Here is a 20,410-nt window from a genome sequence, read left to right as displayed (position 1 = left end):
GGGCGAGCCGGGCTGCACGTTGGCAATAAGCGACGCTTGTCGCGGCTGAAGCCCCTCCCACGGGTGTCGTCACTCGCTCGGCGGTACGTAGCCTTCGGCCTGGGCGTATTCCTCGCCAGAGAGGAACTTGTCCATCTCGGTCTGCAGGAACTTGCGGTCTTCGGCGTTCATCATGTTCAGACGACGCTCATTGATCAGCATGGTCTGGTGCTTCTGCCACTCGTCCCAGGCCTGCTTGGAAACGTTATTGAAGATGTCTTCGCCTTTGGCGCCGGGGTAGGGCGCGCGATCCAGGCCGGGCAGTTCCTGTTTGTATTTGCGGCACTGTACGGTGCGGGTCATGTCGGTTCTCCAGCGGTAATGGCTTGCGCCGCGCGTTTGAGCAGCTTCTTCACCGGGGCGGCGAGGCCCAGGCGCGGCGGGGTGGCGAGGTTATACCAGAGCCAGTCGGCCTCGGCCACGCGGCCCGGCTGCTCGGTGGCCTTGATTAGCCAAGGTTCGATGGCCAGTTGGAAATGGCTGAAGGTGTGGGTCAGGCCTTCCAGTTCGCGGCGCTCGCCGAGGCGCAGTTGTTGCTGCTGGGCAAGGCTATCGAGTTGGGCGAGATCGTCCAGTTCCGGCAGGCTCCACAGCCCACCCCACAGGCCAGTGGCTGGGCGGCGATAGAGCAGGATGTCGCCGGAATCGTTAACCAGAATCGGCATCAGGGTGCGTTTCTGCGGCAGCGTCTTGCGTAGCTTCGGTATGGGATAGCGGATTTCCAGACCGAGCAGATGTGCCTGGCAGCCGCTGCGCACCGGGCACAGTAGGCAGGTGGGTTTGCTGCGCGTGCACAGGGTGGCGCCGAGGTCCATCATCGCCTGGGTGTAGTGGTTGACGCGCTCGTGCGGGGTGAGGCGCTCGGCCACGTCCCACAGCTGCTTGGCCACTTTCGGCTCGCCCGGATAGCCCTCCTGCGCCACGTAGCGCGCCAGCACGCGCTTGACGTTGCCGTCGAGGATCGGCGCACGCACGCCCATGCTAAGGCTGGCGATGGCGCCGGCGGTGGAGCGGCCGATACCGGGCAGCTCGGCCAGCGCCTCAACGCTGCGCGGGAACTCGCCGCCGTGCTCGCGGATGATGATCTGCGCGGTCTTCTGCAGGTTGCGTGCGCGGGTGTAGTAGCCCAGGCCCGTCCACAGGTGCAGCACTTCGTCTTCGGGGGCTTCGGCCAGGTCTTTCACGGTCGGCAGCGCGGCCATGAAGCGGTCGAAGTAGCCGAGCACGGTGCTGACCTGGGTCTGCTGCAGCATGATTTCCGAAACCCACACGCGATACGGCGTGATGTTCTGCTGCCAGGGCAGATCCTTGCGCCCGTGCTGGTCGTACCAGGCCAGCACGGCGCCGTTGAACTGCTCGGGACTCATCGGTTGAACAGGCCCTTGAGTGCGTCTTTCAGATCCGGGCTGACCTTGTCGCCGAGTTTCTCTTCCAGCTTCTCGGTCAGCTTGTTGCCGGCCAGACGTGCAGCGATCTTGCCCAGGCCGTCCTGATCCAGGCGGCAGGCCTTGGCGCCCAATTCGAGTGGGCCGCGGCAGCGCAGCGGCCATTCGATGCCGACGTAACGTTCGTTGACCTGGCAGGCCGGGTCCGGCATTTCACGCTTGTCGCCTTCGATGGTGATACCGACCCTGTAGTCGAGACCCAGTACACGCAGGTCGAGATCGCCATTGCCGCTGACCGCCAGGCCGGGAACCTGGGCCTTGAGGTCGGGGTTGTGAGCGACGCCGTCGCGCACGCTGAGGCTGCCCGTGAGTTCGCGGAAGGGGGTGTCCTTGCCGGTTGGCGGGTTGCTCAGCGACTTGCGGTTGAGGGTAGCGATGCCGCGGCACAGTTGCTGTTCGAGGTTGGCATCGACCAGCACGCCGTCGTTCAGTACGAAGCTGGCGTTACCGTTGAGTGCCTCGACCCACTCCTTCTGGCTGTTGCCGCGGGTATTGAACTTGGCGTCGAGGTCGAGCAGCCCTTTGATCGGCGACGGCTGATCGTCCTTTTTCAACAGCGGCTCCAGCGGGATACGGCTGAGGCGTTTTTCCACGCTGATCATCGGCTCGGCCTGGCGCACGTCGATGCGCCCGCTGCCAGCGAAGCTGCCGCCCTGCAGTTTGCCACGCGCTTCCTCCAGGGTGATCAGGCCGCCACGGCCATTGGCCTTGAGGTTGACGTCGGTGAGGGGGTGCTTGTCGTAGGTGAGTTGGCCGAGGCTGAGCGCCAGCTGCAGGTCGAGTTTGCGCAACTGGTCCACAGGTAGCACTTTCTCGTTGCTCCAGGCCTGTTGAGTCGGCGGCTTGGGCAGGGGCGTGGTGCCGTCCTTGCCGGCGCCGGCGATGCTCTCCTTGACCTCGGCCTTGCGCGCAGCTGCGGCACTGTCCTTGGCTTTGGGCGGCAGGTAGCGATCGAGGTCGAGCTTGTCGCCCTTGAGGTCGACGCGCAGCGCCTGTTTGCTGACATCGGCCACGCCGAGTTTGCCGGTGAAGGTGCTGCCGTCGAGTTTGAGGTTGAGCTCTTCGAACATCATGCCCTTGCTCGAACCATTCAGGCGGCTGACCAGCTCGAACTGGTTAAGGGCATCGCCAGCCTGCATGGCCGGCAATTGGACGCCGATGCCGTCGAGGAACTCGCGCAGGTTGAGCGAGGCGATGGACAGCCCGCCGGAGATCTTCGCGTCCTCGCCCAGTTCGCGCGCCTTGATCTCACCGAGGGCGCGCATCTGGTTGGCGGAGAGCTTCAGGCCGTTCCACTCGGCGATGTTGGCCGCCTGGTCGAGCAGCAATTGGCCCTGGGCTGAGAAATTCAGCGTCTTGCCCTTGAGCGGCTCGCCGGACGCTTCGCCGGCCAGTTTCAAGTCTTCGAACTGATAGCGCTTGAGAGCACGGTCGAAACGCAGTTGGCCCTCCACTTCGCTGCGCGCACGCAGCACCGGCTGATTGGTGCCAAAGAAAGCGCTGAACTTGACCGGAATACTGGCGCCTTCGCGAATGGCGCCGGTTTTCAGCTCGATGTTCTCGACGGTGAATTGCTGGCCCTTCTGTGCGTCGCTGTAGTCAACGCGAGAGTTGCTCAGGGTCAGGCTGTCGATGTCCAGTTTCAATGGCTGGCCGGCCGGCTTTTCGCTTGGCTGGCTCGGTGGCGTGTCGCCACTCGGCGCCTGTTCGCTGGGCGCGGGCTGCGTTGTACTGGCCTGGGCCGGGCGACCGACGCCTTCCCAGTTGCCATGGCCCTTGTCGTCGCGCTGCAGGTTGAGGTTGAGGCCATCGACGCGGATGTCGCTCATCTGCACCTCCTTGCGCAGCAGTGGCATCACGCGCACCGACAGGCCGATCATGCGCAGGTCGGCGAAGGGCTTGTCCGGGGTGTCGGCGCTGGCCAGGGTCGCATCGGTTAGCTCCAGACCCAGCCAGGGGAACAGGCTCCAGCCGATGTCGCCCTTGAGCTGCAGGTCGAGGTTAGCCTTATCGTGGGCGATCTGGCGGATTTCGTCCTTGTAGTCGTTGGGGTCGAACAAATGAGTCAGGGCGAACAGCAGCGCCACTACGATCAGCAGCAAGCCGAGAAGGAAGAGGCCCAGGATCTTGCCGAGCGCTTTCATGGACGAGTCCTTGTTTCGATAACGAAATGTGCGGGCGGCCAGTGATGGCGCAGCCGTCGATAATGGGCGCCGATTATAGCCTTACAGGGTTCCTGCGACCCGCTCGGCAATGGCCAGGCTGGCTGTCAGCCCTGGCGATTCGATGCCGAACAGGTTGACCAGGCCCGGCAGACGGTGGTCGGCAGGGGTTTGGATCAGGAAGTCGGCAGCCGGTTCCCCGGGCCCGCTGAGCTTGGCGCGCACTCCGGCGTAGCCGGGTTGCAGGCGGGACGCATCGATTGCCGGAAAGTAGCGGGCAATGGCGCTAGCGAAGAGTGTGCGCAGACTTTCGTCTACCTGATAGTCGAGCGCATCCAGCCAGCGCACGTCCGGGCCGAAACGCAGCTGTCCAGCGAGGTCGAGGGTGGCGTGGATGCCCAGGCCGGCGGTGTTGGCCTCAGGCATGGGATAGATCAGGCGGGAAAACGGCGAGCGCCCGCTGTAGCTGAAGTAGCGCCCCTGGCACAGGTGCAGCGGCGGTACCGGAAGGTCTTCGATGGTGCTGGCCAGGCACTGGGCGAAGGGACCGCCGGCGTTGATTACGCGTTGTGCGCGCAGGGTAAAGGGCTCGCCGGCGCTGTGGCCGCTGGCGATCCAGGCGTCGCCGTCGCGCTGCAGGTGTTCGACTCGACTGTGCAGCACCAGTTGTGCGCCGCGACTCTCCGCCACCGCCAGCAGCGATTGTAGATAGGCATGGCTGTCGATGATGCCGGTGCTCGGCGAGAGTAGGGCGCGTACGCCACGCAGGGCGGGTTCCAGTTCGTACAGATGCGACTGGCTTATGGCTTGCAGATCGTTCACGCCGCTGGCCTCGGCGTTGCTGGCCAGAGCCTCGAGCTTGTCGACTTCGTTCTCCTGTACTGCCACCAGCAGCTTGCCGATACGCCGATGCGCCACGTCGTATTGGTTGCACCAGGCGTACAGACGTTCGCGCCCCTCCAGGCATAGCTCGGCCTTGAGCGAGCCGGGTGGGTAATACAGGCCGGCATGAATAACCTCGGAGTTGCGACTGGACGTGTGGCTGCCAATCAGCCCTTCCGCCTCCAAAATCAGCGTGTCAGGCGTGCCCAAGCGAGCGGTGCAGGCCAGGCCGAGGGCGCCGGCGCCAATGATCAGGGTATCGACTTCGTGCATGGCTCTATCGGTGTGTTGGCTGGTCGGCGGGAGCATAGCAAGAGCTGCGTTGCGCTCTCAGGTTCGGGCGCGTCGGTATTGCGCAGTTCATCCGACCATCGCCGGTAGCCGTTGCGGCCCCGGCGCGCCTATAATGCGGGCCTTTTTCCGTTAGTAATTCGTGGAGCTGGTGATGGCCGAACGTACGGCATTCGTCGAGCGCAATACCCTGGAGACCCAGGTCAAGGTCTCGATCAACCTGGATGGCACCGGCAAGGCCAGATTCGATATTGGCGTGCCCTTCCTCGAGCACATGCTCGACCAGATCGCCCGTCATGGCCTGATCGACCTCGACATCGAGTGCAAGGGCGATCTGCATATCGACGATCACCATACCGTCGAGGACGTCGGCATCACCCTCGGTCAGGCCTTCGCCAAGGCCATCGGCGACAAGAAGGGCATGACCCGTTACGGCCATTCCTACGTGCCGCTGGACGAAGCGCTGTCGCGCGTGGTGATCGACTTCTCCGGGCGTCCGGGCCTGCAGATGCACGTGCCGTTCACCCGTGCTGTGGTTGGCAACTTCGATGTCGATCTGTTCCAGGAATTCTTCCAGGGCTTCGTCAACCATGCGCTGGTGTCGCTGCACATCGACAATCTGCGCGGGCACAACACCCACCACCAGATCGAGACCGTGTTCAAGGCATTCGGTCGCGCGCTGCGCATGGCTGTCGAGCTGGACCCGCGCATGGCCGGGCAGATGCCGTCGACCAAGGGCTGCCTGTAAATGCAGACGGTAGCCGTAATCGACTATGGCATGGGCAACCTGCACTCGGTCGCCAAGGCGCTGGAGCATGTCGGCGCTGGTCGTGTGCTGGTGACCAGTGACGCCAAGATCATCCGCGAAGCCGACCGGGTGGTGTTTCCCGGTGTTGGCGCGATCCGCGATTGCATGGCCGAGATCAAGCGCCTGGGCTTCGACGAGCTGGTGCGTGAAGTCAGCGCCGACCGCCCGTTCCTCGGTATTTGCGTCGGCATGCAGGCCTTGCTCGACCGCAGCGAAGAGAACGACGGCGTCGATTGCATCGGTCTGTTCCCCGGCCAGGTACGCTTCTTTGGCAAGGACCTGAACGAGGAGGGCGAGCGTCTGAAGGTGCCGCATATGGGCTGGAACGAAGTGGCGCAGGCGGTGAAACATCCGTTGTGGCACGACATCCCCGATCATGCGCGCTTCTATTTCGTGCACAGCTATTACATCGAGGCCGGCAAGGCGCAGCAGGTGGTCGGTCGCGGTCACTATGGCAAGGACTTCGCCGCCGCGCTGGCCGAAGGCTCGCGCTTCGCCGTGCAGTTCCACCCGGAGAAGAGCCACGCCCACGGCCTGCAGTTGCTGCAGAACTTCATCGCCTGGGATGGCCGCTGGTAATGGCCCGCGCCAAGGTGCCGAGCCTGGCGCTGGAGCCTGCTCAAGAGCAGGCCGCGCTACTGGTTCTGCAGCGCTTTCTCGATGAGCGCTTCGAGCTTGAGCTGGGCACCTTCGAGGTGCAGGAAGTACTCGACCTGATCACCCGCGAGCTGGCACCGCACTACTACAACAAGGCGATTCTCGACGTGCAGGCGCACCTGAAGGACAGGTTCGAAAGCATCGAGAGCGACCTCTGGGCGCTCGAAAAGAGCTGAGCGCCTTACCGAATTCAAACTTGAGCAGGTTCAACCGATGCTGATTATCCCCGCTATCGATCTCAAGGACGGCGCTTGCGTGCGTCTGCGTCAGGGCCGCATGGACGACTCCACGGTCTTTTCCGATGACCCGGTGAGCATGGCCGCCAAGTGGGTAGAGGGCGGTTGCCGTCGCCTGCACCTGGTTGATCTGAACGGTGCCTTCGAAGGCCAGCCGGTCAATGGCGAAGTGGTCACTGCCATCGCCAAGCGCTACCCGACCCTGCCAATTCAGATCGGCGGTGGCATCCGCACCCTGGAGACCATCGAGCACTACGTGCGCGCCGGTGTCAGCTACGTGATCATTGGCACCAAGGCAGTCAAGGAGCCTGAGTTCGTTACCGAGGCGTGCAAGGCCTTCCCCGGCAAGGTGATCGTCGGCCTGGATGCCAAGGACGGTTTCGTCGCCACCGACGGCTGGGCTGAAGTCTCCAGCGTGCAGGCCACCGACCTGGCCAAGCGCTTCGAGGCTGATGGCGTGTCCGCCATCGTTTATACCGACATCGCCAAAGACGGCATGATGCAGGGCTGCAACGTCGAGGCCACCGCCGCGCTGGCCGCTGCCAGCAGGATTCCGGTGATCGCTTCCGGCGGCATCCACAACCTCGGTGATATCGAGAAGCTGCTGCTAGCGCGTTCGCCCGGCATCATCGGCGCCATCACCGGCCGTGCCATCTACGAAGGCACTCTGGATGTGGCCGAAGCCCAGGCTTTCTGCGACAACTTCAGCAATTAATGTAGGGCGTACTCGCCGCAGGCAGTACGCCATCGCCAACCGGCGGACTGTTCGCTGTGCTCCGAGCGGCCAGCATCTGGGCCGCCCTACGGAATATCGATATGGCACTGGCAAAACGCATCATCCCCTGCCTCGACGTGGACAATGGCCGCGTGGTCAAGGGTGTCAAGTTCGAGAACATCCGCGATGCCGGCGACCCGGTGGAGATCGCTCGTCGCTACGACGAGCAGGGCGCCGACGAGATCACCTTCCTCGACATCACCGCCAGTGTCGACGGTCGCGATACCACGCTGCATACCGTCGAGCGCATGGCCAGCCAGGTCTTCATCCCGCTGACCGTCGGCGGTGGTGTGCGCACCGTGCAGGACATCCGCAACCTGCTCAACGCCGGCGCCGACAAGGTGTCGATCAACACCGCTGCCGTGTTCAACCCCGAGTTCGTCGGTGAGGCTGCTGCGCGTTTCGGTTCGCAGTGCATAGTCGTCGCCATCGATGCCAAGCGCGTGTCGGCGCCCGGTGAGCCGGGGCGTTGGGAAATCTTCACCCATGGCGGGCGCAAGCCGACCGGTCTCGATGCCGTCGAGTGGGCGCGCAAGATGGAAGGCCTGGGTGCCGGCGAAATCCTGCTCACCAGCATGGATCAGGACGGTGTGAAGAGCGGCTACGACCTCGGCGTGACCCGCGCCATCAGCGAGGCCGTACGGGTGCCGGTGATCGCCTCCGGCGGTGTCGGCAACCTGCAGCACCTGGCCGACGGTATTCTCGAAGGCAAGGCCGACGCGGTGCTGGCTGCGAGTATTTTTCACTTCGGTGAATACACCGTGCCGGAGGCCAAGGCCTACCTGGCCAGTCGCGGTATCGTCGTGCGCTGATCTGTCGCGCCGCGCGGAGCTTAACAGCCGCTCCGCGCGGCGTTTTCATATGCCTGAAGCGCCCGATTGACGCCGCTTTCGCTCAAAGCTGCGGGCGAGTCGACGGCAAAGTGCCAGCGATCCGGCTAGCATGAGACTATATCCCATCACGTTGCCTCTCCGCGATTGCGGGGGCTGCTTTTTGCCGAGCATTTTCGACACGGAGTCTGCATGTTCCTTCTTCGATTCGTGACCATCCTGGCCCTGACCTGCGGCCTCAGCCTAGCGCGCGCAGAGTCGCTGGTGCTGCTCACGGAAAATCTGCCGCCGTTCAACATGTCGGTCACTGGCAACAATTTCGCCCGAGACGACAATGTCACCGGTATCAGCACCGATATCCTGCGTGTCGTGTGCGAGCGCGCCGAAGTCGACTGTCAGCTGATCCTGCGTTTCCCCTGGCAGCGCGTTTACCAGCAGACCCTGAACGATGCTGGTTACGGACTGTTCTCGACGGCGCGCACGGCCGAGCGCGAGAAGTTGTTCAAGTGGGTCGGTCCGGTCGCCAGTAATGACTGGGTGCTATTCGCCAAGGGCGACAGCGCCATTCAGCTGGCCTCGCTGGACGATGCCCGGCGCTACCGCATCGGCGGCTACAAGGGCGATGCCAAGACCCAGTTCCTGCTGGACAAGGGTTTCGAGCTGCAGACGGCACTGCGCGACAACGAGAACGTGCACAAGTTGAACCGTGGCCAGATCGACCTCTGGCTGGCCTCCAGCCAGGCGGGCCGTTTCATGGCGCGTCAGGAGGGTATGGAGAACCTCAAGGTGGTGCAGCATCTGCATACTGCTGATCTGTATCTGGCGCTCAACCTGCAGACCCCTGATGAGCTGGTGCAGAAGTTGCAAAAGACACTGGATTCACTGCGGGCCGAGGGTGCGCTGAAAGCCATCGAAGACCGCTATTGAGGCACACTGCCAGTAATCGCTGGGCCGGGGAGGGCGTGGCGGTTATGCTGACGCCGTCTGCCTTTTATTAGAAAGAGAAATGCCATGTTCAAACGCCTGCTGATCACGCTGGGCGGCACCCTTGTGGTGCTGGCTGGCGCTGCTCGCGCCGAAGTGGATCCGAATTTCAACGTGGTCCTGCTTACCGAGAACTTCCCGCCCTACAACATGGCGGTCAATGGCAAGAATTTCGCCCAGGAAGAAAACATCAACGGCATCGCCGTGGATATCGTCAAGGAAATGTTCAAGCGTGCCGGGGTTCAGTACAACCTGACCCTGCGCTTCCCCTGGGACCGCATCTACAAGCTGGCCCTGGAAAAACCGGGTTATGGCGTGTTCGTCACTGCCCGCCTGCCGGAGCGTGAGCAACTGTTCAAATGGGTCGGCCCCATCGGCCCGGACGACTGGGTGCTGCTGGCCAAGGGTGACAACCCGATCAACCTGACCAGCCTGGACGAGGCCAAGTCGCATCGCATCGGCGCCTACAAGGGCGATGCCATCTCCGAATACCTGACGGAGAAGGGCGTCGAGCACAGCACCTCGCTGCGTGACCAGGAGAATGCGCGCAAGCTGGCGACCGGGCAAATAGACCTCTGGGCGACGGGAGACCCGGCCGGTCGCTACCTGGCCAAGCAGGAGGGCATCTCCGGCCTGAAGACCGTTTTGCGCTTCAACAGTGCCGAGTTGTACCTGGCGTTGAACAAGGACATGCCCGATGAGATCGTCGCCAGGCTGCAGGCTGCGCTGGATCAGATGCGCGCCGAAGGCTTCGTGGACAAGACTCTGAACAGCTACCTGTAAGCACCGAACACGCGACCGGCCACGAGTCGGTCGCTGGCCATGGATGGCGGAGCCGCTGAGTGCCAATGACCGGGCTCGGGCCCATGCAAGGATGTCGCTAGCCATAACCACAAATCATGCGAGCGGTACGTCTTATGCTGAAAACTCTGAAGAAAAGCCTGTTCGTCGCCCTGTTCCTCGCCTCCGGCTTCGCCCACGCGGAGTTGCCGGCGGACTACAAGGTGGTGCTGCTGACCGAGAATTTCCCGCCCTTCAACATGGCGGTGGACGACAAGAACTTTGCCCGTGACGATGGAATCGATGGTATCGCCGCCGATATCGTGCGCGAGATGTTCAAGCGTGCAGGTATCGATTACACCCTGACCCTGCGCTTCCCCTGGGATCGACTCTATCGCCTGACCCTGGACAAGCCCAATTACGGGCTGTTCTCCACCTCCTATACTGAAGAGCGCAAGCCGTTGTTCAAATGGGTTGGGCCGATTGGCAAGACGCGCTGGGTACTCCTGTCTGCGCCTGGTAGCGATATCAAGGTATCGAGCCTGCAGGAGGCGGCCAAGTATCGCATCGGTGCCTACAAGAACGATGCAGTCAGCCAGCATCTGGAAAGCCAGGGGTTATCACCGATCAATGCCCTGCGTGATCAGGAGAACGTGAAGAAGCTGGTACGTGGACAGATCGACCTGTGGGCGGCCACCGATCCTGTGGGGCGTTATCTGGCCAAGCAGGAAGAGGTTTCCGGCCTCAACACCGTACTGCTCTTCAAAGAGGTCGATCAGTATCTGGCGCTGAACAAGGACACTCCGGACGAAGTCGTCGAGCGCCTACAGAAGGCGCTGGAAGAAATGCGTGCCGAAGGCTTCGTCGACGAAATTACCGAGAACTACCTCTAGGCCACCCTAGGTCTATTTCACGGCTGGTGCGCATGGTGCACCCTACGCATGTTGACAAGAAAAAGCCCGGACACTGTCCGGGCTTTTTCGTATTGCCGAGCGGGATCAATTGCCGCGTGTGACGCTCAGGCCCTTGAGCAGGTTGAGCGCCTGGCTCAGCTGGTAGTCGTCGTCCTGCGGGCGTTCGGTACGTGCAGCCTGCGCGCCTTTGCTCGGGCGATCCGCGCCGCCGTTGCCGTTGCCCAGATGCCCCTGCAGGTCGGCTTCCTTGATGCCCTCTGCGTCCTGTTCGCGGGTGACCTTGGCGCGCGCGACCTCGATGTCCGGGATGATTCCCTGGGCCTGGATCGAGCGGCCGTTGGGCGTGAAGTACAGTGCGGTAGTCAGCTTCAGCGCGCGGTCGTTGTTCAACGGCAACACGGTCTGCACCGAGCCCTTGCCGAAGCTGTCGGTGCCCATCAGCACGGCGCGCTTGTGGTCCTGCAGCGCGCCGGCGACGATTTCCGAGGCCGAGGCGCTGCCGCCGTTGATCAGCACCACCAGCGGTACGCCTTCGCTGGCGTCGGCCGGGTCGGCATTGAAGCGCAGCTCCGAGTTGGCCAGGCGGCCCTCGGTGTAGACGATCAGCCCGCTCTTGAGGAAGTGGTCGGCCACTTCCACTGCAGCCTGCAGCACGCCGCCCGGGTTATTGCGCAGGTCCATGACCAGGCCGCGCAGCTTCTTGTTGCCGTTCTCCTGGCGCAGCTTGGTCAGCGCCTTGCCAACTTCTTCGCCGGTGTTGACCTGGAATTGCGAGATGCGCAGGTAGCCGTAGCCGTCTTCGAGCATCTGGCTCTTGACGCTGCGCACCTTGATCACTGCGCGGGTCAGGGTCAGGTCGAAGGGGCGGCCGCCGTCGCGTACCAGCGTCAGCTCGATCTTGCTGCCGGCCTTGCCGCGCATCTTGTCCACGGCTTCCATCATTGACAGGCCCTTGGTCGGCTGACCATCGATCTTCACGATCAGGTCGCCGGGCTGAATGCCGGCCTTGGACGCCGGAGTGTCGTCGATGGGGGAGACCACCTTGACGAAGCCGTCCTCCATGCCGACCTCGATGCCCAGGCCGCCGAACTCGCCGCTGGTGCTTTCCTGCAGCTCGGCGAAGGCTTCCGGCTCTAGGTAGGCTGAGTGCGGGTCAAGGTTGCTGAGCATGCCCTTGATGGCATTCTCGAGCAGGGTCTTGTCGCTCACCGGCTCGACATAGGCGGCCTTGATACGGTCCATCACCTCGGCGAAGGTGCGCAGATCGTCCAGCGGCAACGGAGCCTTGCTGCTTGCCGCCGGTGCCGGCGCGGGGGCAGGCTCGGCGGCTTGCAGGGCTGGAACGCCGAGCAGCAGCCCAAGGGCCAGAGCCAGGCAGGTGGGGCGAAAGCGATGGGGCATGAAGACAACTCCTAAATGGATAAAGCGCTTATCCCTGCGCGCGGCACCATTGTGCCGGATCACTCGGACGGCCATTCTGGCGAATGGCGAAGTACAGTGCCGATGTATCCTGGCCACCGCTGCTACCAACGGTGGCGATGGGGTCGCCGGCCTTGACCACGTCCCCGGCACTCTTGAGCAGGCTCTGGTTGTGGCCATACAGGCTCAGATAACCATTGCCATGGTCGAGAATGACCAACAGACCGGCACCACGCAACCAGTCGGCGAAAACCACTCGGCCGCCATGCACGGCGCGCACCTGGCTGCCGGCGGGTGCGCCGATCAGCACGCCGTCCCACTTAGTACGAGCGTCGCCGCCGCGAGGGGTTCCGTAGCGTGCTACCAATCGGCCATCGACCGGCCAAGGCAACTTGCCGCGCGCGCTGGCGAAAGGCCCGCCATAGACTGCGCCAGACGTCACCAGGGGGCCGCTTGGCTGACTGCCTGGGCGTGCCTGCTCGGCCGTCTGGGCGGCCAGTGCGCGCTTGCGTGCTACCTCGGCCTCACGTGCCTGGCGGGCCAGGGTTTCCTCGATTGTCTTGAGTACGCGACCCAGTTCGACCTGTTCCTGCTGGCGCGCCTTGAGCCGCTGATCGCGGCTGGCGAAGTCGCGGTTGAGCTTGGCCAATGCCTGCTGGCGCTCCTTGCGCGCCTCGGCGAGTTTGGCGTGGCGTTCATCCAGGCCTGCCTTCTGCGCCTGCAGCTGGGCCTGATGGCTGGTGATTTCCTGTTCGACGTTGGCCAGTTGGCGCAGGGTCTCGTTGAACGCAGAGAGCTGTTCGAGCCGCGCCTGGCTGAGGTAGTCGTAGTAGGTGAGGGTACGCGAGAATTTTTCCGGGTTCTGCTGGTTGAGCAGCAGCTTGACGTACTCCTGACGGCCGCTCTGATAGGCGGCGCGGGCCTGGATGGCGATCAGGCGTTGCTGTTCAGTGCGTGCGCCCTGGAGTTTTTTTTTCTCCTGATCCAGGCGCTGGATTTCCTGCTCGCTGCCCTTGAGCTCGCGTTGCAGTTCCTTGACCTGGTTTTCCAGGTCGCCCATTTCGGTCTCGGTCTTCTTCAATTGCTGCTGCACGCCGGATTTCTCCTGCTGCAGTTTCTCCAGCAGCTTCTTCAGCTCGGCGACGTCCTGACGCGCGGCTTCCAGCTGGCGCTGGGTATCGGCGCGCTGATCGGCAATGGCCGGAGCGATCAGGCTGCTGAGCAAAATCAGGGCAAGGATGCGAAGCATGGGCGGGGCGACACCGGAGGGCGAATTGGGGCCTAGTATGCCCGTGCTGCCGGGCAAAAAAAACGCCCCAGGCCTGATGGCGCGGGGCGTTTCTTGTTTTATGCCGATTACTGCAGCTCGACGATGGTCTTGCCGGTCATTTCGGCGGGCTGTTCCAGGCCCATCAGCTTGAGCAGGGTCGGCGCCACGTCAGCCAGGACGCCGCCTTCGCGGATGCGCGCCGGGCGCTTGCCAACGTAGATGAAGGGCACCGGCTCGCAGGTGTGTGCGGTGTGCGCCTGGCCTGTGCATTCGTCTTCCATCTGCTCGACGTTGCCGTGGTCGGCGGTGATCAGCGCTTCGCCACCAACCCTGTCCAGCGCCTCGGTGATGCGGCCCACGCAGGTGTCGAGTGTTTCCACGGCCTTGACCGCCGCCTCGAACACGCCGGTGTGGCCGACCATGTCGCCGTTGGCGTAGTTGACGATGATCACGTCATAACGCTGGTTCTCGATGGCATCGACGATCTTGTCGGTGACTTCCGGCGCGCTCATTTCCGGCTTGAGGTCGTAGGTGGCGACATTCGGCGACGGAATCAGGATGCGTTCTTCGCCCTCGAACGGCTCTTCGCGACCGCCGGAGAAGAAGAAGGTGACGTGGGCGTATTTCTCGGTCTCGGCGATGCGCAGCTGGGTCTTGCCGTTCTTCGCCAGGTATTCGCCGAGCACGTTGGTCAGCGCTTCTGGAGCGAAGGCGCTAGGCGCCTTGATGCTCGCCGCGTACTGGGTAAGCATGACGAAGCTGACCTGCGGTGCACGCTTGCGCTCGAACTCCTTGAAGCCGGGCTCGACGAAGGCGCGGGTCAGTTCACGGGCGCGGTCGGCGCGGAAGTTCATGAACACCACGGCGTCGCCATCTTCCACCTGCACCGGCGTGCCGATGGTGGTGGCCTTGACGAACTCGTCGCTCTCGCCACGTTCGTAGGCGGCCTGCAGGCCTTCGACGGCGCTGGCGGCGTTGAACTGGCCGGCGCCGTCGACGATCAGGTGGTAGGCCTGCTCGACGCGGTCCCAGCGGTTGTCGCGGTCCATGGCGAAATAGCGGCCGGTGAGGCTGGCGATGCGGCCTTTGCCTAGGCGGGCGAAGGCGGCATCGAGCAGCTCGATCGAAGGTTGTGCGCTTTTCGGTGGGGTGTCGCGGCCGTCGAGGAAGGCGTGCAGGTAGATCTTCTCGGCGCCGCGCTTGGCGGCCAGTTCGGCCATGGCGACGATGTGATCCTGGTGACTGTGCACGCCGCCGTCGGAGAGCAGGCCGAGGATGTGCACGGCCTTGCCGGCAGCCACGGCCTTGTCCACGGCCTGGTTGATCGTCGCGTTCTGGAAGAACTCGCCGTCGCGGATCGCCTTGGTCACACGGGTGAAGTCCTGGTACACCACGCGCCCGGCGCCGAGGTTCATGTGACCGACTTCGGAGTTGCCCATCTGCCCGTCCGGCAGGCCGACATCCATACCGCTACCGGAGATCAGGCCGTGTGGGTAGGTTGCACGCAGGCGGTCGTAGACCGGCGTGTTGGCAGCATGGATGGCGTTGTACTCGGGTTTGTCGCTGTGACCGAAGCCGTCGAGGATGATCAGAACCAAGGGTTTTGGCGTGGCACTCATTAAGCTGGCTCGCTCTGCGTCTGAGGGGGCAAGGAAACAGCCCGGCATTTTAGGGCCAAGCGCCTGGCGCGTCACTGCCAGACGGGGTTTGGCCGACCTGTGGGGCTGTGTATACTGGCCGGCATTTTACCGTCCTGGGCCATATAGATGTTCGCCAACCTGATTGAATTCATCATTAATCACTATGTGCTGAGCGGCATGTTCGTCGTGCTGCTGGTGCTGCTGATCGTTACCGAGATGCGCAAGGGCGGGCAGAGCCTGTCGAGCCGCGAGCTCACCGCGCTGGTCAACAGCGACAAGGGCGTGGTGCTCGACGTGCGTGCGCAGAAGGACTTCTCCGCCGGTCATATCGTCGGCTCGCTGCACATCCCCTACGACAAGGTCGCGGCACGCATCGCCGAACTGGAAAAGCACAAGGCCAAGACCATCGTCGTCGTCGACGCCATGGGCCAGCACGCCGGCAGCATCGCCCGCGAGCTGAAGAAGGCTGGCTTCACCGCCGCCAAGCTGTCCGGTGGCATCGCTACCTGGCGTGGCGACAACCTGCCGCTGGTGAAGTGACATGACCGGCGTGGTCATCTACTCCAGCGACTGGTGCCCCTATTGCATGCGGGCCAAGCAATTGCTGGCCAGCAAAGGGGTGGATTACGAGGAAATTCGTGTCGATGGCGAGCCCGCCATCCGCGCGGAGATGACCCGCAAGGCCGGGCGCACCTCGGTGCCGCAAATCTGGATCGGCAGCACCCATGTCGGTGGCTGTGACGACCTTTATGCCCTGGAGCGCGCCGGCAAGCTCGACGCCCTGCTGCAGAACCCCGCTTGAACCTCAACGTTAAGGAAGGCTAACGCCATGACCGAGCAAGCCAACAGCGGCGCAGCCGCTGCCGATTCGCAGAACCCGCAATTCTCCCTGCAGCGCATCTACGTCAAGGACCTGTCCTTCGAAGCGCCGAAGAGCCCGGAAATCTTCCGTCAGGAGTGGACCCCGAGCGTCGGTCTGGACCTCAATACCCGCCAGAAAGCTCTGGAAGGCGACTTCCACGAAGTCGTGCTGACCCTGTCGGTGACCGTCAAGAACGGCGAAGAAGTCGCCTTCATCGCTGAAGTGCAGCAGGCTGGCATCTTCCTGATCAAGGGCCTCGACGCGGCTTCGATGAGCCACACTCTGGGCGCCTTCTGCCCGAATATCCTGTTCCCTTACGCTCGCGAAGCGCTGGACAGCCTGGTGACCCGCGGCTCGTTCCCGGCCCTGATGCTCTCGCCGGTCAACTTCGACGCGCTGTACGCCCAGGAGCTGCAGCGCATGCAGCAGGCTGGCGAGACCACGGCTCACTAAGCCGCGTCTGGCTGCAGGAAAACGCCGCGGTTGCATCAAGCAACCGCGGCGTTTTCGTTTGTGCACAGCGACTTCGCGGACCAATCGGCTTCCACCAGGCCGGTGACGCTACTTCTGTTGTGGGAGCGGACTTGTCCGCGAATGGGTGCAAAGCGCGCTGCCACGATTTATTGATCACCTGGCGCAGCGGGGACGATTCGCGGACGAGTAGTCCGCCCACAGAATCCAGCTGCGTCAAACCTGCGGGGGATGGCTTTTCAGCTACCCGCAAAACCGTTCTGCCGCCAGGCCTCGTAAACGGTGACGGCCACGGTGTTGGACAGGTTCAGGCTGCGGCAACCGGCGCGCATGGGCAGGCGTACGCGCTGCTGTGGAGGCAGTGCGTTGCGTACCTCCTCCGGCAGGCCGCGGCTTTCCGGGCCGAACAGGAAGGCGTCGCCGGGCTGGTAGGCGATCTCGTGGAACGGCTGCGAGCCCTTGGTGGTGAAGGCGAACAGGCGCGGATGGCCGAGGGCCTCGAGGCAGCTCTGCAGGTCGGAGTGACGCTTGAGCGTGGCGTATTCGTGATAATCCAGGCCAGCGCGGCGCAGGCGCTTGTCGTCCAGCTCGAAGCCCAGTGGCTCGATCAGGTGCAGCTGGCAGCCGCTGTTGGCGCACAGCCTGATAATGTTGCCGGTATTGGGTGGAATTTCCGGTTGAAAGAGGATGACGTGGAACATGCAGCACTCCGAGCACTGGGACGAGCGCCATTCTACGCCGCCGGAAGATCCGCGGCCGCGTTTGCGCTGGCGTTTTATGGCGTCGGTGATGCTGATCGCCTTTCTCGTCGGGCTGATGCTTGGGCGTCTGTTCGATCCGCCACGTTTGCATATCGAAGAGATCGAACCGTGGCAGCAGGGGCTTCAGCTCTGGCTCAACCGCGAGCCGCAGGCACAGATCGAGCATATCGATGGTGCGCTGGTGTATCGCTACGAGGATGCCTACGGGCGGGTGCGTGATGGTCAGCTCAAGTTGCCACTTGGCTTGGTGAACTGGCGCCTGGAGCGCGACGGACGGGATCTGCTGCTGGTGCTGGTGTCGCCCCGCCCGCTGAGCGGGGAATGGCGCGGTACGAAGGTGGACGGACGCTGGCGTGCACGCCTGGTGCTGCGTCCCGAATAAAGAGGGGGATTCCCCGGCCTGCCTGTACCAAGGTCCCCGAAACGGGTGGCGCCTGCCAGTGGTGCGCGGCGCTCGCTGTGACGCGTCTGTCGCGTCGAATAAAGAAGGGGATTCCCCGGCCTGCCTGTACCAAGGCCCCCAAAAACTGGATTGCCTTAGTCTATGCAGGGGGTGTGCCAATTTCATGACCGAAACGGCAAGGCCCGAATTTGCGGGGTTCGTGGCTCTGGGACGAGGGTTGCGACGCCATTTGCGGCGTCGCGGTGCACCAGCGTGCAGCGCGATGCACCGCAGGCGCACCACACTGCATTCAAGCGCGTCAGCGAGGCAGCAGCGTCAGCGTGCCCTGGCTGTTGGCTTTGACATCCGCTTCGCTCAGGTGCTGCGGCTGATATTCGCCAGCCACATGGGCGGCGGCCTGATCGCCGTAATGGGCGTCGAACGGTACGCCGCTCTGGCCCACCGGAATGCCACCCAACGCCTTGTCGGCGTCGCCGAGGTCGACCAGCCGCCGGGTCGAAGGGCCATAGACCACGGGCCAGGGCGCCGGCCCGATCTTGTGCGACAGGTTGTTCGGTGTTTCATGGCCGCCAGGTGCAGCCAGCGGGCCGATGTTGAGCAACCAGGCCAGCGGCTGCTGTTGGCCAAGCGGATGGTTGTGGGTGAGGGTATGGCCACGGCCCCAGGCCCAAGATTCGACATCATCACCGAGTACGCTGTGCAGGTGCTTGAGGCTGGCGCGCCAGGCCTCGGCGACAATCTGCACGCGGCTTTCACGCTGCTCGCTGCCCTGGCGATTCCACCAGGGCGAGTCCGCATTGGCGGTCAGGCGCGGTAGTGCGGTGTCGAGCGCGCGAGTTTGCAGCAGGCTGTCGAAGAACGCCTCGCCCAGCTCGTCGGCCATGGCTTCGTGGGCGAGCTGGTAGGTCAGCTGATTGAACAGGGTGGCGGCCACGGAATCGAGTGTGTGGCCACCATCCCACTGGGCCAGTTGTTCCACCAGTGCGCGTTCCTGATCGTCCGCCGCTGCGCTGCGCAGTTCGTCGAGGATAGGGGCCAGCAGGCGCGGGCCATAGCCGGTGCCTGGGTCGAGTTGCAGTGCCTGGCTGTTTTGCGTATCCCATTTCACCGAGGCATCGCTCAGGTGCTGGTTCAGGCGCTGGCCGCGATCAGGCAGGTTGTAGTAGCCGGGAATCTCGATACCGCTGGCCGGCACGGGCTGGTAGTTGGCCGAGAGGATGTAGCCACGCTGCGGATTCTCTTCCTGCGGGTTGGCGCTGAAGGGGTGGTAGCCGAGCTTGTCCGCGTCACCGCTGGCGCCGTCGAGAATGAAGGTCGGGTTGACGCCCTCCGGGCGCAGCGGCAGCTTGGCCGCGGCCCACCAACCGATATCACCGCTGGCGTTGGCCCAGACCACGTTGAGGCCGGGGGCTTCGATCTTCTCGGCGGCGGCGCGGGCCTTGCCCAGGGTATTGGCGCGGTTGAGCTGGTAGAAGGCCTCGAGCGTCGGGTTGTCGGTCTCGAGGAAGGCCCACCACATGGCAATCGGTGTGTTGCCGCTGGTCTGGCCCAGAGCGTCGTTGATGATCGGCCCATGCGGCGAGCGACGCAGGGTGATCTGCACCGGCTCGGCGTCCTTGACCCGGATGGTTTCCGTGCGTTGCTGGAGGTCGACCCAGTTGCCCTGATACCAGACCTGATTGGCATTGTCCGGGTTGACCCGCTCGGCGATCAGGTCGAGGTCGTCGTTCTGGAACATGGTCAGGCTCCAGGCGAAGTCGCGGTTGTGGCCGAGCATGGCGCTGGGGATCAACGCATGGTGGTAGCCGTACAGCTCGTAGCCAGGTGCCTGCAGGTGTGCTTCGTACCAGACGGCCGGCAGCGAGAAGCGAATGTGCGGGTCGCCGGCCAGCAATGGCTTGCCGCTGGCAGTGCGGCTGCCGGAGACGGCCCAGGCGTTGCTGCCCTCGAACTGTGGCAAGCCGGTGCCTGCCAGGGCGTCATTGCTGAGCTGGGCAAGGGCGGATAGGTCCTGCCAGTCGCTGGCGGCGAGGGAGGTACCGATTACACCCTGCGGATGCCAGTCGAGATCGAAGAGCTCGAGGTAGTCCGCGCCCAGCTCGTCACGGATGTGGGTCATCACCGGCTCGGTGCGCAGCGCCGCGGCGAAGCTGTAGGCCATGTAGCCGGCCACGCTGAGGGTGTCGGCAATGGTGAAGGGGCGCGGCTTGATGCCCAACAGGTCGAACTCCAGGGGGAGCGGGCGACTGGCCTGGTACTGGTTGATGCCTTCGAGGTAGTGCAGCAGGGCCTGGGTGGACGGGCTGTCGGGATCCAGGCGTGCGGCGTAGGCATCGGCATGGCGGCCGATTTCCAGGGTGCGGAACAGGCGATCGGTAGGCACCAGTTTCTCGCCAAGCACGTCGGCCAGTTCACCGCGTGCCAGGCGCCGCAGCAGCTCCATCTGGAACAGTCGATCCTGGGCGTGGACGAAGCCGAGGGCGCGGTACATGTCCGCTTCATTCTCTGCGCGAATATGCGGCACGCCGCGTTCGTCGTAGTCGACCGTGACCGACGCCTGCAGCGCGCCGAGCACCAGCTCGCCGTCGCGTTGCGGTTGTTTGTCGTGCAGGTACCAGGTCAGGCCGCCTGCTGCTGCGGCAATCACCAGCGCAAGGGCGGTCAGGGAACGTTTCATCCAGCGATCCTTATTGTTGTGGGGCAAGCGTGAGAGCATTTTGCTCAGGCGCGTGGAGGTCGGCATTGACCATATACCTCAAGGCTGGAAGTCTATGGTCAATA

At 63.6% G+C, this 20,410-nt stretch carries 21 protein-coding genes; 12 read left to right on the top strand and 9 right to left on the bottom strand.

The window, feature by feature from the left end; translation table 11 throughout:
* Positions 1 to 69 precede the first annotated feature (69 nt).
* The 4 genes from EL191_RS22480 to EL191_RS22465 form a co-directional block, all read right to left on the bottom strand.
* Complete coding sequence (locus EL191_RS22480) at positions 70 to 342, bottom strand: oxidative damage protection protein (RefSeq protein WP_041980311.1); 273 nt, start codon at positions 340 to 342, stop codon at positions 70 to 72.
* On the bottom strand, positions 339 to 1,406 hold the full coding sequence (gene mutY, locus EL191_RS22475; RefSeq protein ID WP_041980310.1) for an A/G-specific adenine glycosylase: 1,068 nt from the start codon (positions 1,404 to 1,406) through the stop codon (positions 339 to 341). Before mutY ends, EL191_RS22480 begins: the two co-directional genes overlap by 4 nt.
* Positions 1,403 to 3,628, bottom strand: coding sequence for an AsmA family protein (locus tag EL191_RS22470; RefSeq protein ID WP_041980309.1), 2,226 nt, complete (start codon positions 3,626 to 3,628; stop codon positions 1,403 to 1,405). The genes mutY and EL191_RS22470 overlap by 4 nt, the downstream gene beginning before the upstream one ends.
* A gap of 81 nt (positions 3,629 to 3,709) precedes the next feature.
* Complete coding sequence (locus tag EL191_RS22465; RefSeq protein WP_041980308.1) at positions 3,710 to 4,801, bottom strand: NAD(P)/FAD-dependent oxidoreductase; 1,092 nt, start codon at positions 4,799 to 4,801, stop codon at positions 3,710 to 3,712.
* A 172-nt stretch (positions 4,802 to 4,973) separates the two neighbouring features.
* On the opposite strand from EL191_RS22465, the gene hisB reads away from it, so the two are divergent.
* The 8 genes from hisB to EL191_RS22425 all read left to right on the top strand — a co-directional run bounded on the left by hisB (position 4,974) and on the right by EL191_RS22425 (position 10,782).
* On the top strand, positions 4,974 to 5,567 hold the full coding sequence (gene hisB / locus EL191_RS22460; protein WP_003464169.1) for an imidazoleglycerol-phosphate dehydratase HisB: 594 nt from the start codon (positions 4,974 to 4,976) through the stop codon (positions 5,565 to 5,567).
* Positions 5,568 to 6,206 (top strand): imidazole glycerol phosphate synthase subunit HisH, encoded by a 639-nt coding sequence (gene hisH / locus EL191_RS22455; protein ID WP_041980307.1) that lies wholly within the window; start codon positions 5,568 to 5,570, stop codon positions 6,204 to 6,206.
* Entirely contained in the window at positions 6,206 to 6,460 is a 255-nt protein-coding gene (locus tag EL191_RS22450; RefSeq protein WP_013717627.1) for a DUF2164 domain-containing protein, read from the top strand. Before hisH ends, EL191_RS22450 begins: the two co-directional genes overlap by 1 nt.
* Positions 6,461 to 6,497: 37 nt before the next feature.
* Positions 6,498 to 7,235, top strand: a complete 738-nt coding sequence (gene hisA / locus EL191_RS22445; RefSeq protein WP_041980306.1) for a 1-(5-phosphoribosyl)-5-[(5-phosphoribosylamino)methylideneamino]imidazole-4-carboxamide isomerase — start codon at positions 6,498 to 6,500, stop codon at positions 7,233 to 7,235.
* A 101-nt stretch (positions 7,236 to 7,336) separates the two neighbouring features.
* Positions 7,337 to 8,107 (top strand): imidazole glycerol phosphate synthase subunit HisF, encoded by a 771-nt coding sequence (gene hisF, locus EL191_RS22440; RefSeq protein ID WP_004374000.1) that lies wholly within the window; start codon positions 7,337 to 7,339, stop codon positions 8,105 to 8,107.
* 210 nt (positions 8,108 to 8,317) lie between these two features.
* Positions 8,318 to 9,052, top strand: a complete 735-nt coding sequence (locus EL191_RS22435; protein WP_041980305.1) for a substrate-binding periplasmic protein — start codon at positions 8,318 to 8,320, stop codon at positions 9,050 to 9,052.
* 84 nt (positions 9,053 to 9,136) lie between these two features.
* Positions 9,137 to 9,892 (top strand): substrate-binding periplasmic protein, encoded by a 756-nt coding sequence (locus tag EL191_RS22430; protein ID WP_013717624.1) that lies wholly within the window; start codon positions 9,137 to 9,139, stop codon positions 9,890 to 9,892.
* Positions 9,893 to 10,026: 134 nt separating this feature from the next.
* Positions 10,027 to 10,782 (top strand): substrate-binding periplasmic protein, encoded by a 756-nt coding sequence (locus EL191_RS22425; RefSeq protein WP_041980304.1) that lies wholly within the window; start codon positions 10,027 to 10,029, stop codon positions 10,780 to 10,782.
* A 105-nt stretch (positions 10,783 to 10,887) separates the two neighbouring features.
* Here the strand turns inward: EL191_RS22425 and EL191_RS22420 are convergent, their stop codons facing one another.
* The 3 genes from EL191_RS22420 to gpmI all read right to left on the bottom strand — a co-directional run bounded on the left by EL191_RS22420 (position 10,888) and on the right by gpmI (position 15,111).
* Positions 10,888 to 12,204 carry a S41 family peptidase gene (locus EL191_RS22420; protein ID WP_013717622.1) on the bottom strand — a complete coding sequence of 439 codons (1,317 nt, stop codon included), beginning with the start codon at positions 12,202 to 12,204 and terminating at the stop codon, positions 10,888 to 10,890.
* Between the two features lie 28 nt (positions 12,205 to 12,232).
* Positions 12,233 to 13,471, bottom strand: a complete 1,239-nt coding sequence (locus EL191_RS22415) for a murein hydrolase activator EnvC family protein (RefSeq protein WP_041980302.1) — start codon at positions 13,469 to 13,471, stop codon at positions 12,233 to 12,235.
* Between the two features lie 107 nt (positions 13,472 to 13,578).
* Positions 13,579 to 15,111 (bottom strand): 2,3-bisphosphoglycerate-independent phosphoglycerate mutase, encoded by a 1,533-nt coding sequence (gpmI, locus tag EL191_RS22410; protein ID WP_041980300.1) that lies wholly within the window; start codon positions 15,109 to 15,111, stop codon positions 13,579 to 13,581.
* Positions 15,112 to 15,258: 147 nt separating this feature from the next.
* Here gpmI and EL191_RS22405 point away from each other — a divergent pair, with 147 nt between their 5' ends.
* The 3 genes from EL191_RS22405 to secB are packed head-to-tail and all read left to right on the top strand — an operon-like array spanning position 15,259 to position 16,447.
* Positions 15,259 to 15,672 carry a rhodanese-like domain-containing protein gene (locus tag EL191_RS22405; protein ID WP_017363181.1) on the top strand — a complete coding sequence of 138 codons (414 nt, stop codon included), beginning with the start codon at positions 15,259 to 15,261 and terminating at the stop codon, positions 15,670 to 15,672.
* A 1-nt stretch (position 15,673) separates the two neighbouring features.
* Positions 15,674 to 15,934, top strand: coding sequence for a glutaredoxin 3 (gene grxC / locus EL191_RS22400; RefSeq protein WP_013717618.1), 261 nt, complete (start codon positions 15,674 to 15,676; stop codon positions 15,932 to 15,934).
* 27 nt (positions 15,935 to 15,961) lie between these two features.
* Entirely contained in the window at positions 15,962 to 16,447 is a 486-nt protein-coding gene (secB, locus tag EL191_RS22395; protein ID WP_013717617.1) for a protein-export chaperone SecB, read from the top strand.
* A 257-nt stretch (positions 16,448 to 16,704) separates the two neighbouring features.
* Here the strand turns inward: secB and trmL are convergent, their stop codons facing one another.
* Positions 16,705 to 17,166, bottom strand: a complete 462-nt coding sequence (gene trmL, locus EL191_RS22390; protein WP_013717616.1) for a tRNA (uridine(34)/cytosine(34)/5-carboxymethylaminomethyluridine(34)-2'-O)-methyltransferase TrmL — start codon at positions 17,164 to 17,166, stop codon at positions 16,705 to 16,707.
* Between trmL and EL191_RS22385 the strand changes: the two genes are divergently transcribed.
* Complete coding sequence (locus EL191_RS22385) at positions 17,165 to 17,608, top strand: hypothetical protein (protein ID WP_013717615.1); 444 nt, start codon at positions 17,165 to 17,167, stop codon at positions 17,606 to 17,608. The two genes, trmL and EL191_RS22385, sit on opposite strands and share 2 nt — an antisense overlap.
* A 319-nt stretch (positions 17,609 to 17,927) precedes the next feature.
* On the opposite strand, the gene EL191_RS22380 is transcribed toward EL191_RS22385, so the two are convergent.
* Positions 17,928 to 20,306 carry a penicillin acylase family protein gene (locus tag EL191_RS22380; protein WP_041980298.1) on the bottom strand — a complete coding sequence of 793 codons (2,379 nt, stop codon included), beginning with the start codon at positions 20,304 to 20,306 and terminating at the stop codon, positions 17,928 to 17,930.
* Between the last annotated feature and the right edge of the window lie 104 nt (positions 20,307 to 20,410).

The organism is Pseudomonas mendocina (assembly GCF_900636545.1).
Classification (GTDB): Bacteria; Pseudomonadota; Gammaproteobacteria; order Pseudomonadales; family Pseudomonadaceae; genus Aquipseudomonas; species Aquipseudomonas mendocina.
Note: the sequence above shows the minus strand (reverse complement) of the source record. Positions and strands in the feature narration are given on the sequence as shown.

Bases quoted from the DNA above. Each gene is read 5' to 3' on its own strand.
- EL191_RS22405 (WP_017363181.1), top strand. From the start codon at position 15,259: ATGTTCGCCAACCTGATTGAATTCATCATTAATCACTATGTGCTGAGC.
- EL191_RS22450 (WP_013717627.1), top strand. From the start codon at position 6,206: ATGGCCCGCGCCAAGGTGCCGAGCCTGGCGCTGGAGCCTGCTCAAGAG.
- hisF (WP_004374000.1), top strand. From the start codon at position 7,337: ATGGCACTGGCAAAACGCATCATCCCCTGCCTCGACGTGGACAATGGC.
- grxC (WP_013717618.1), top strand. From the start codon at position 15,674: ATGACCGGCGTGGTCATCTACTCCAGCGACTGGTGCCCCTATTGCATG.
- hisB (WP_003464169.1), top strand. From the start codon at position 4,974: ATGGCCGAACGTACGGCATTCGTCGAGCGCAATACCCTGGAGACCCAG.
- EL191_RS22430 (WP_013717624.1), top strand. From the start codon at position 9,137: ATGTTCAAACGCCTGCTGATCACGCTGGGCGGCACCCTTGTGGTGCTG.
- EL191_RS22480 (WP_041980311.1), bottom strand. From the start codon at position 342: ATGACCCGCACCGTACAGTGCCGCAAATACAAACAGGAACTGCCCGGC.
- EL191_RS22420 (WP_013717622.1), bottom strand. From the start codon at position 12,204: ATGCCCCATCGCTTTCGCCCCACCTGCCTGGCTCTGGCCCTTGGGCTG.
- gpmI (WP_041980300.1), bottom strand. From the start codon at position 15,111: ATGAGTGCCACGCCAAAACCCTTGGTTCTGATCATCCTCGACGGCTTC.
- secB (WP_013717617.1), top strand. From the start codon at position 15,962: ATGACCGAGCAAGCCAACAGCGGCGCAGCCGCTGCCGATTCGCAGAAC.
- hisA (WP_041980306.1), top strand. From the start codon at position 6,498: ATGCTGATTATCCCCGCTATCGATCTCAAGGACGGCGCTTGCGTGCGT.
- EL191_RS22425 (WP_041980304.1), top strand. From the start codon at position 10,027: ATGCTGAAAACTCTGAAGAAAAGCCTGTTCGTCGCCCTGTTCCTCGCC.
- EL191_RS22380 (WP_041980298.1), bottom strand. From the start codon at position 20,306: ATGAAACGTTCCCTGACCGCCCTTGCGCTGGTGATTGCCGCAGCAGCA.
- EL191_RS22470 (WP_041980309.1), bottom strand. From the start codon at position 3,628: ATGAAAGCGCTCGGCAAGATCCTGGGCCTCTTCCTTCTCGGCTTGCTG.
- hisH (WP_041980307.1), top strand. From the start codon at position 5,568: ATGCAGACGGTAGCCGTAATCGACTATGGCATGGGCAACCTGCACTCG.
- EL191_RS22415 (WP_041980302.1), bottom strand. From the start codon at position 13,471: ATGCTTCGCATCCTTGCCCTGATTTTGCTCAGCAGCCTGATCGCTCCG.
- trmL (WP_013717616.1), bottom strand. From the start codon at position 17,166: ATGTTCCACGTCATCCTCTTTCAACCGGAAATTCCACCCAATACCGGC.
- EL191_RS22435 (WP_041980305.1), top strand. From the start codon at position 8,318: ATGTTCCTTCTTCGATTCGTGACCATCCTGGCCCTGACCTGCGGCCTC.
- EL191_RS22465 (WP_041980308.1), bottom strand. From the start codon at position 4,801: ATGCACGAAGTCGATACCCTGATCATTGGCGCCGGCGCCCTCGGCCTG.
- mutY (WP_041980310.1), bottom strand. From the start codon at position 1,406: ATGAGTCCCGAGCAGTTCAACGGCGCCGTGCTGGCCTGGTACGACCAG.
- EL191_RS22385 (WP_013717615.1), top strand. From the start codon at position 17,165: ATGCAGCACTCCGAGCACTGGGACGAGCGCCATTCTACGCCGCCGGAA.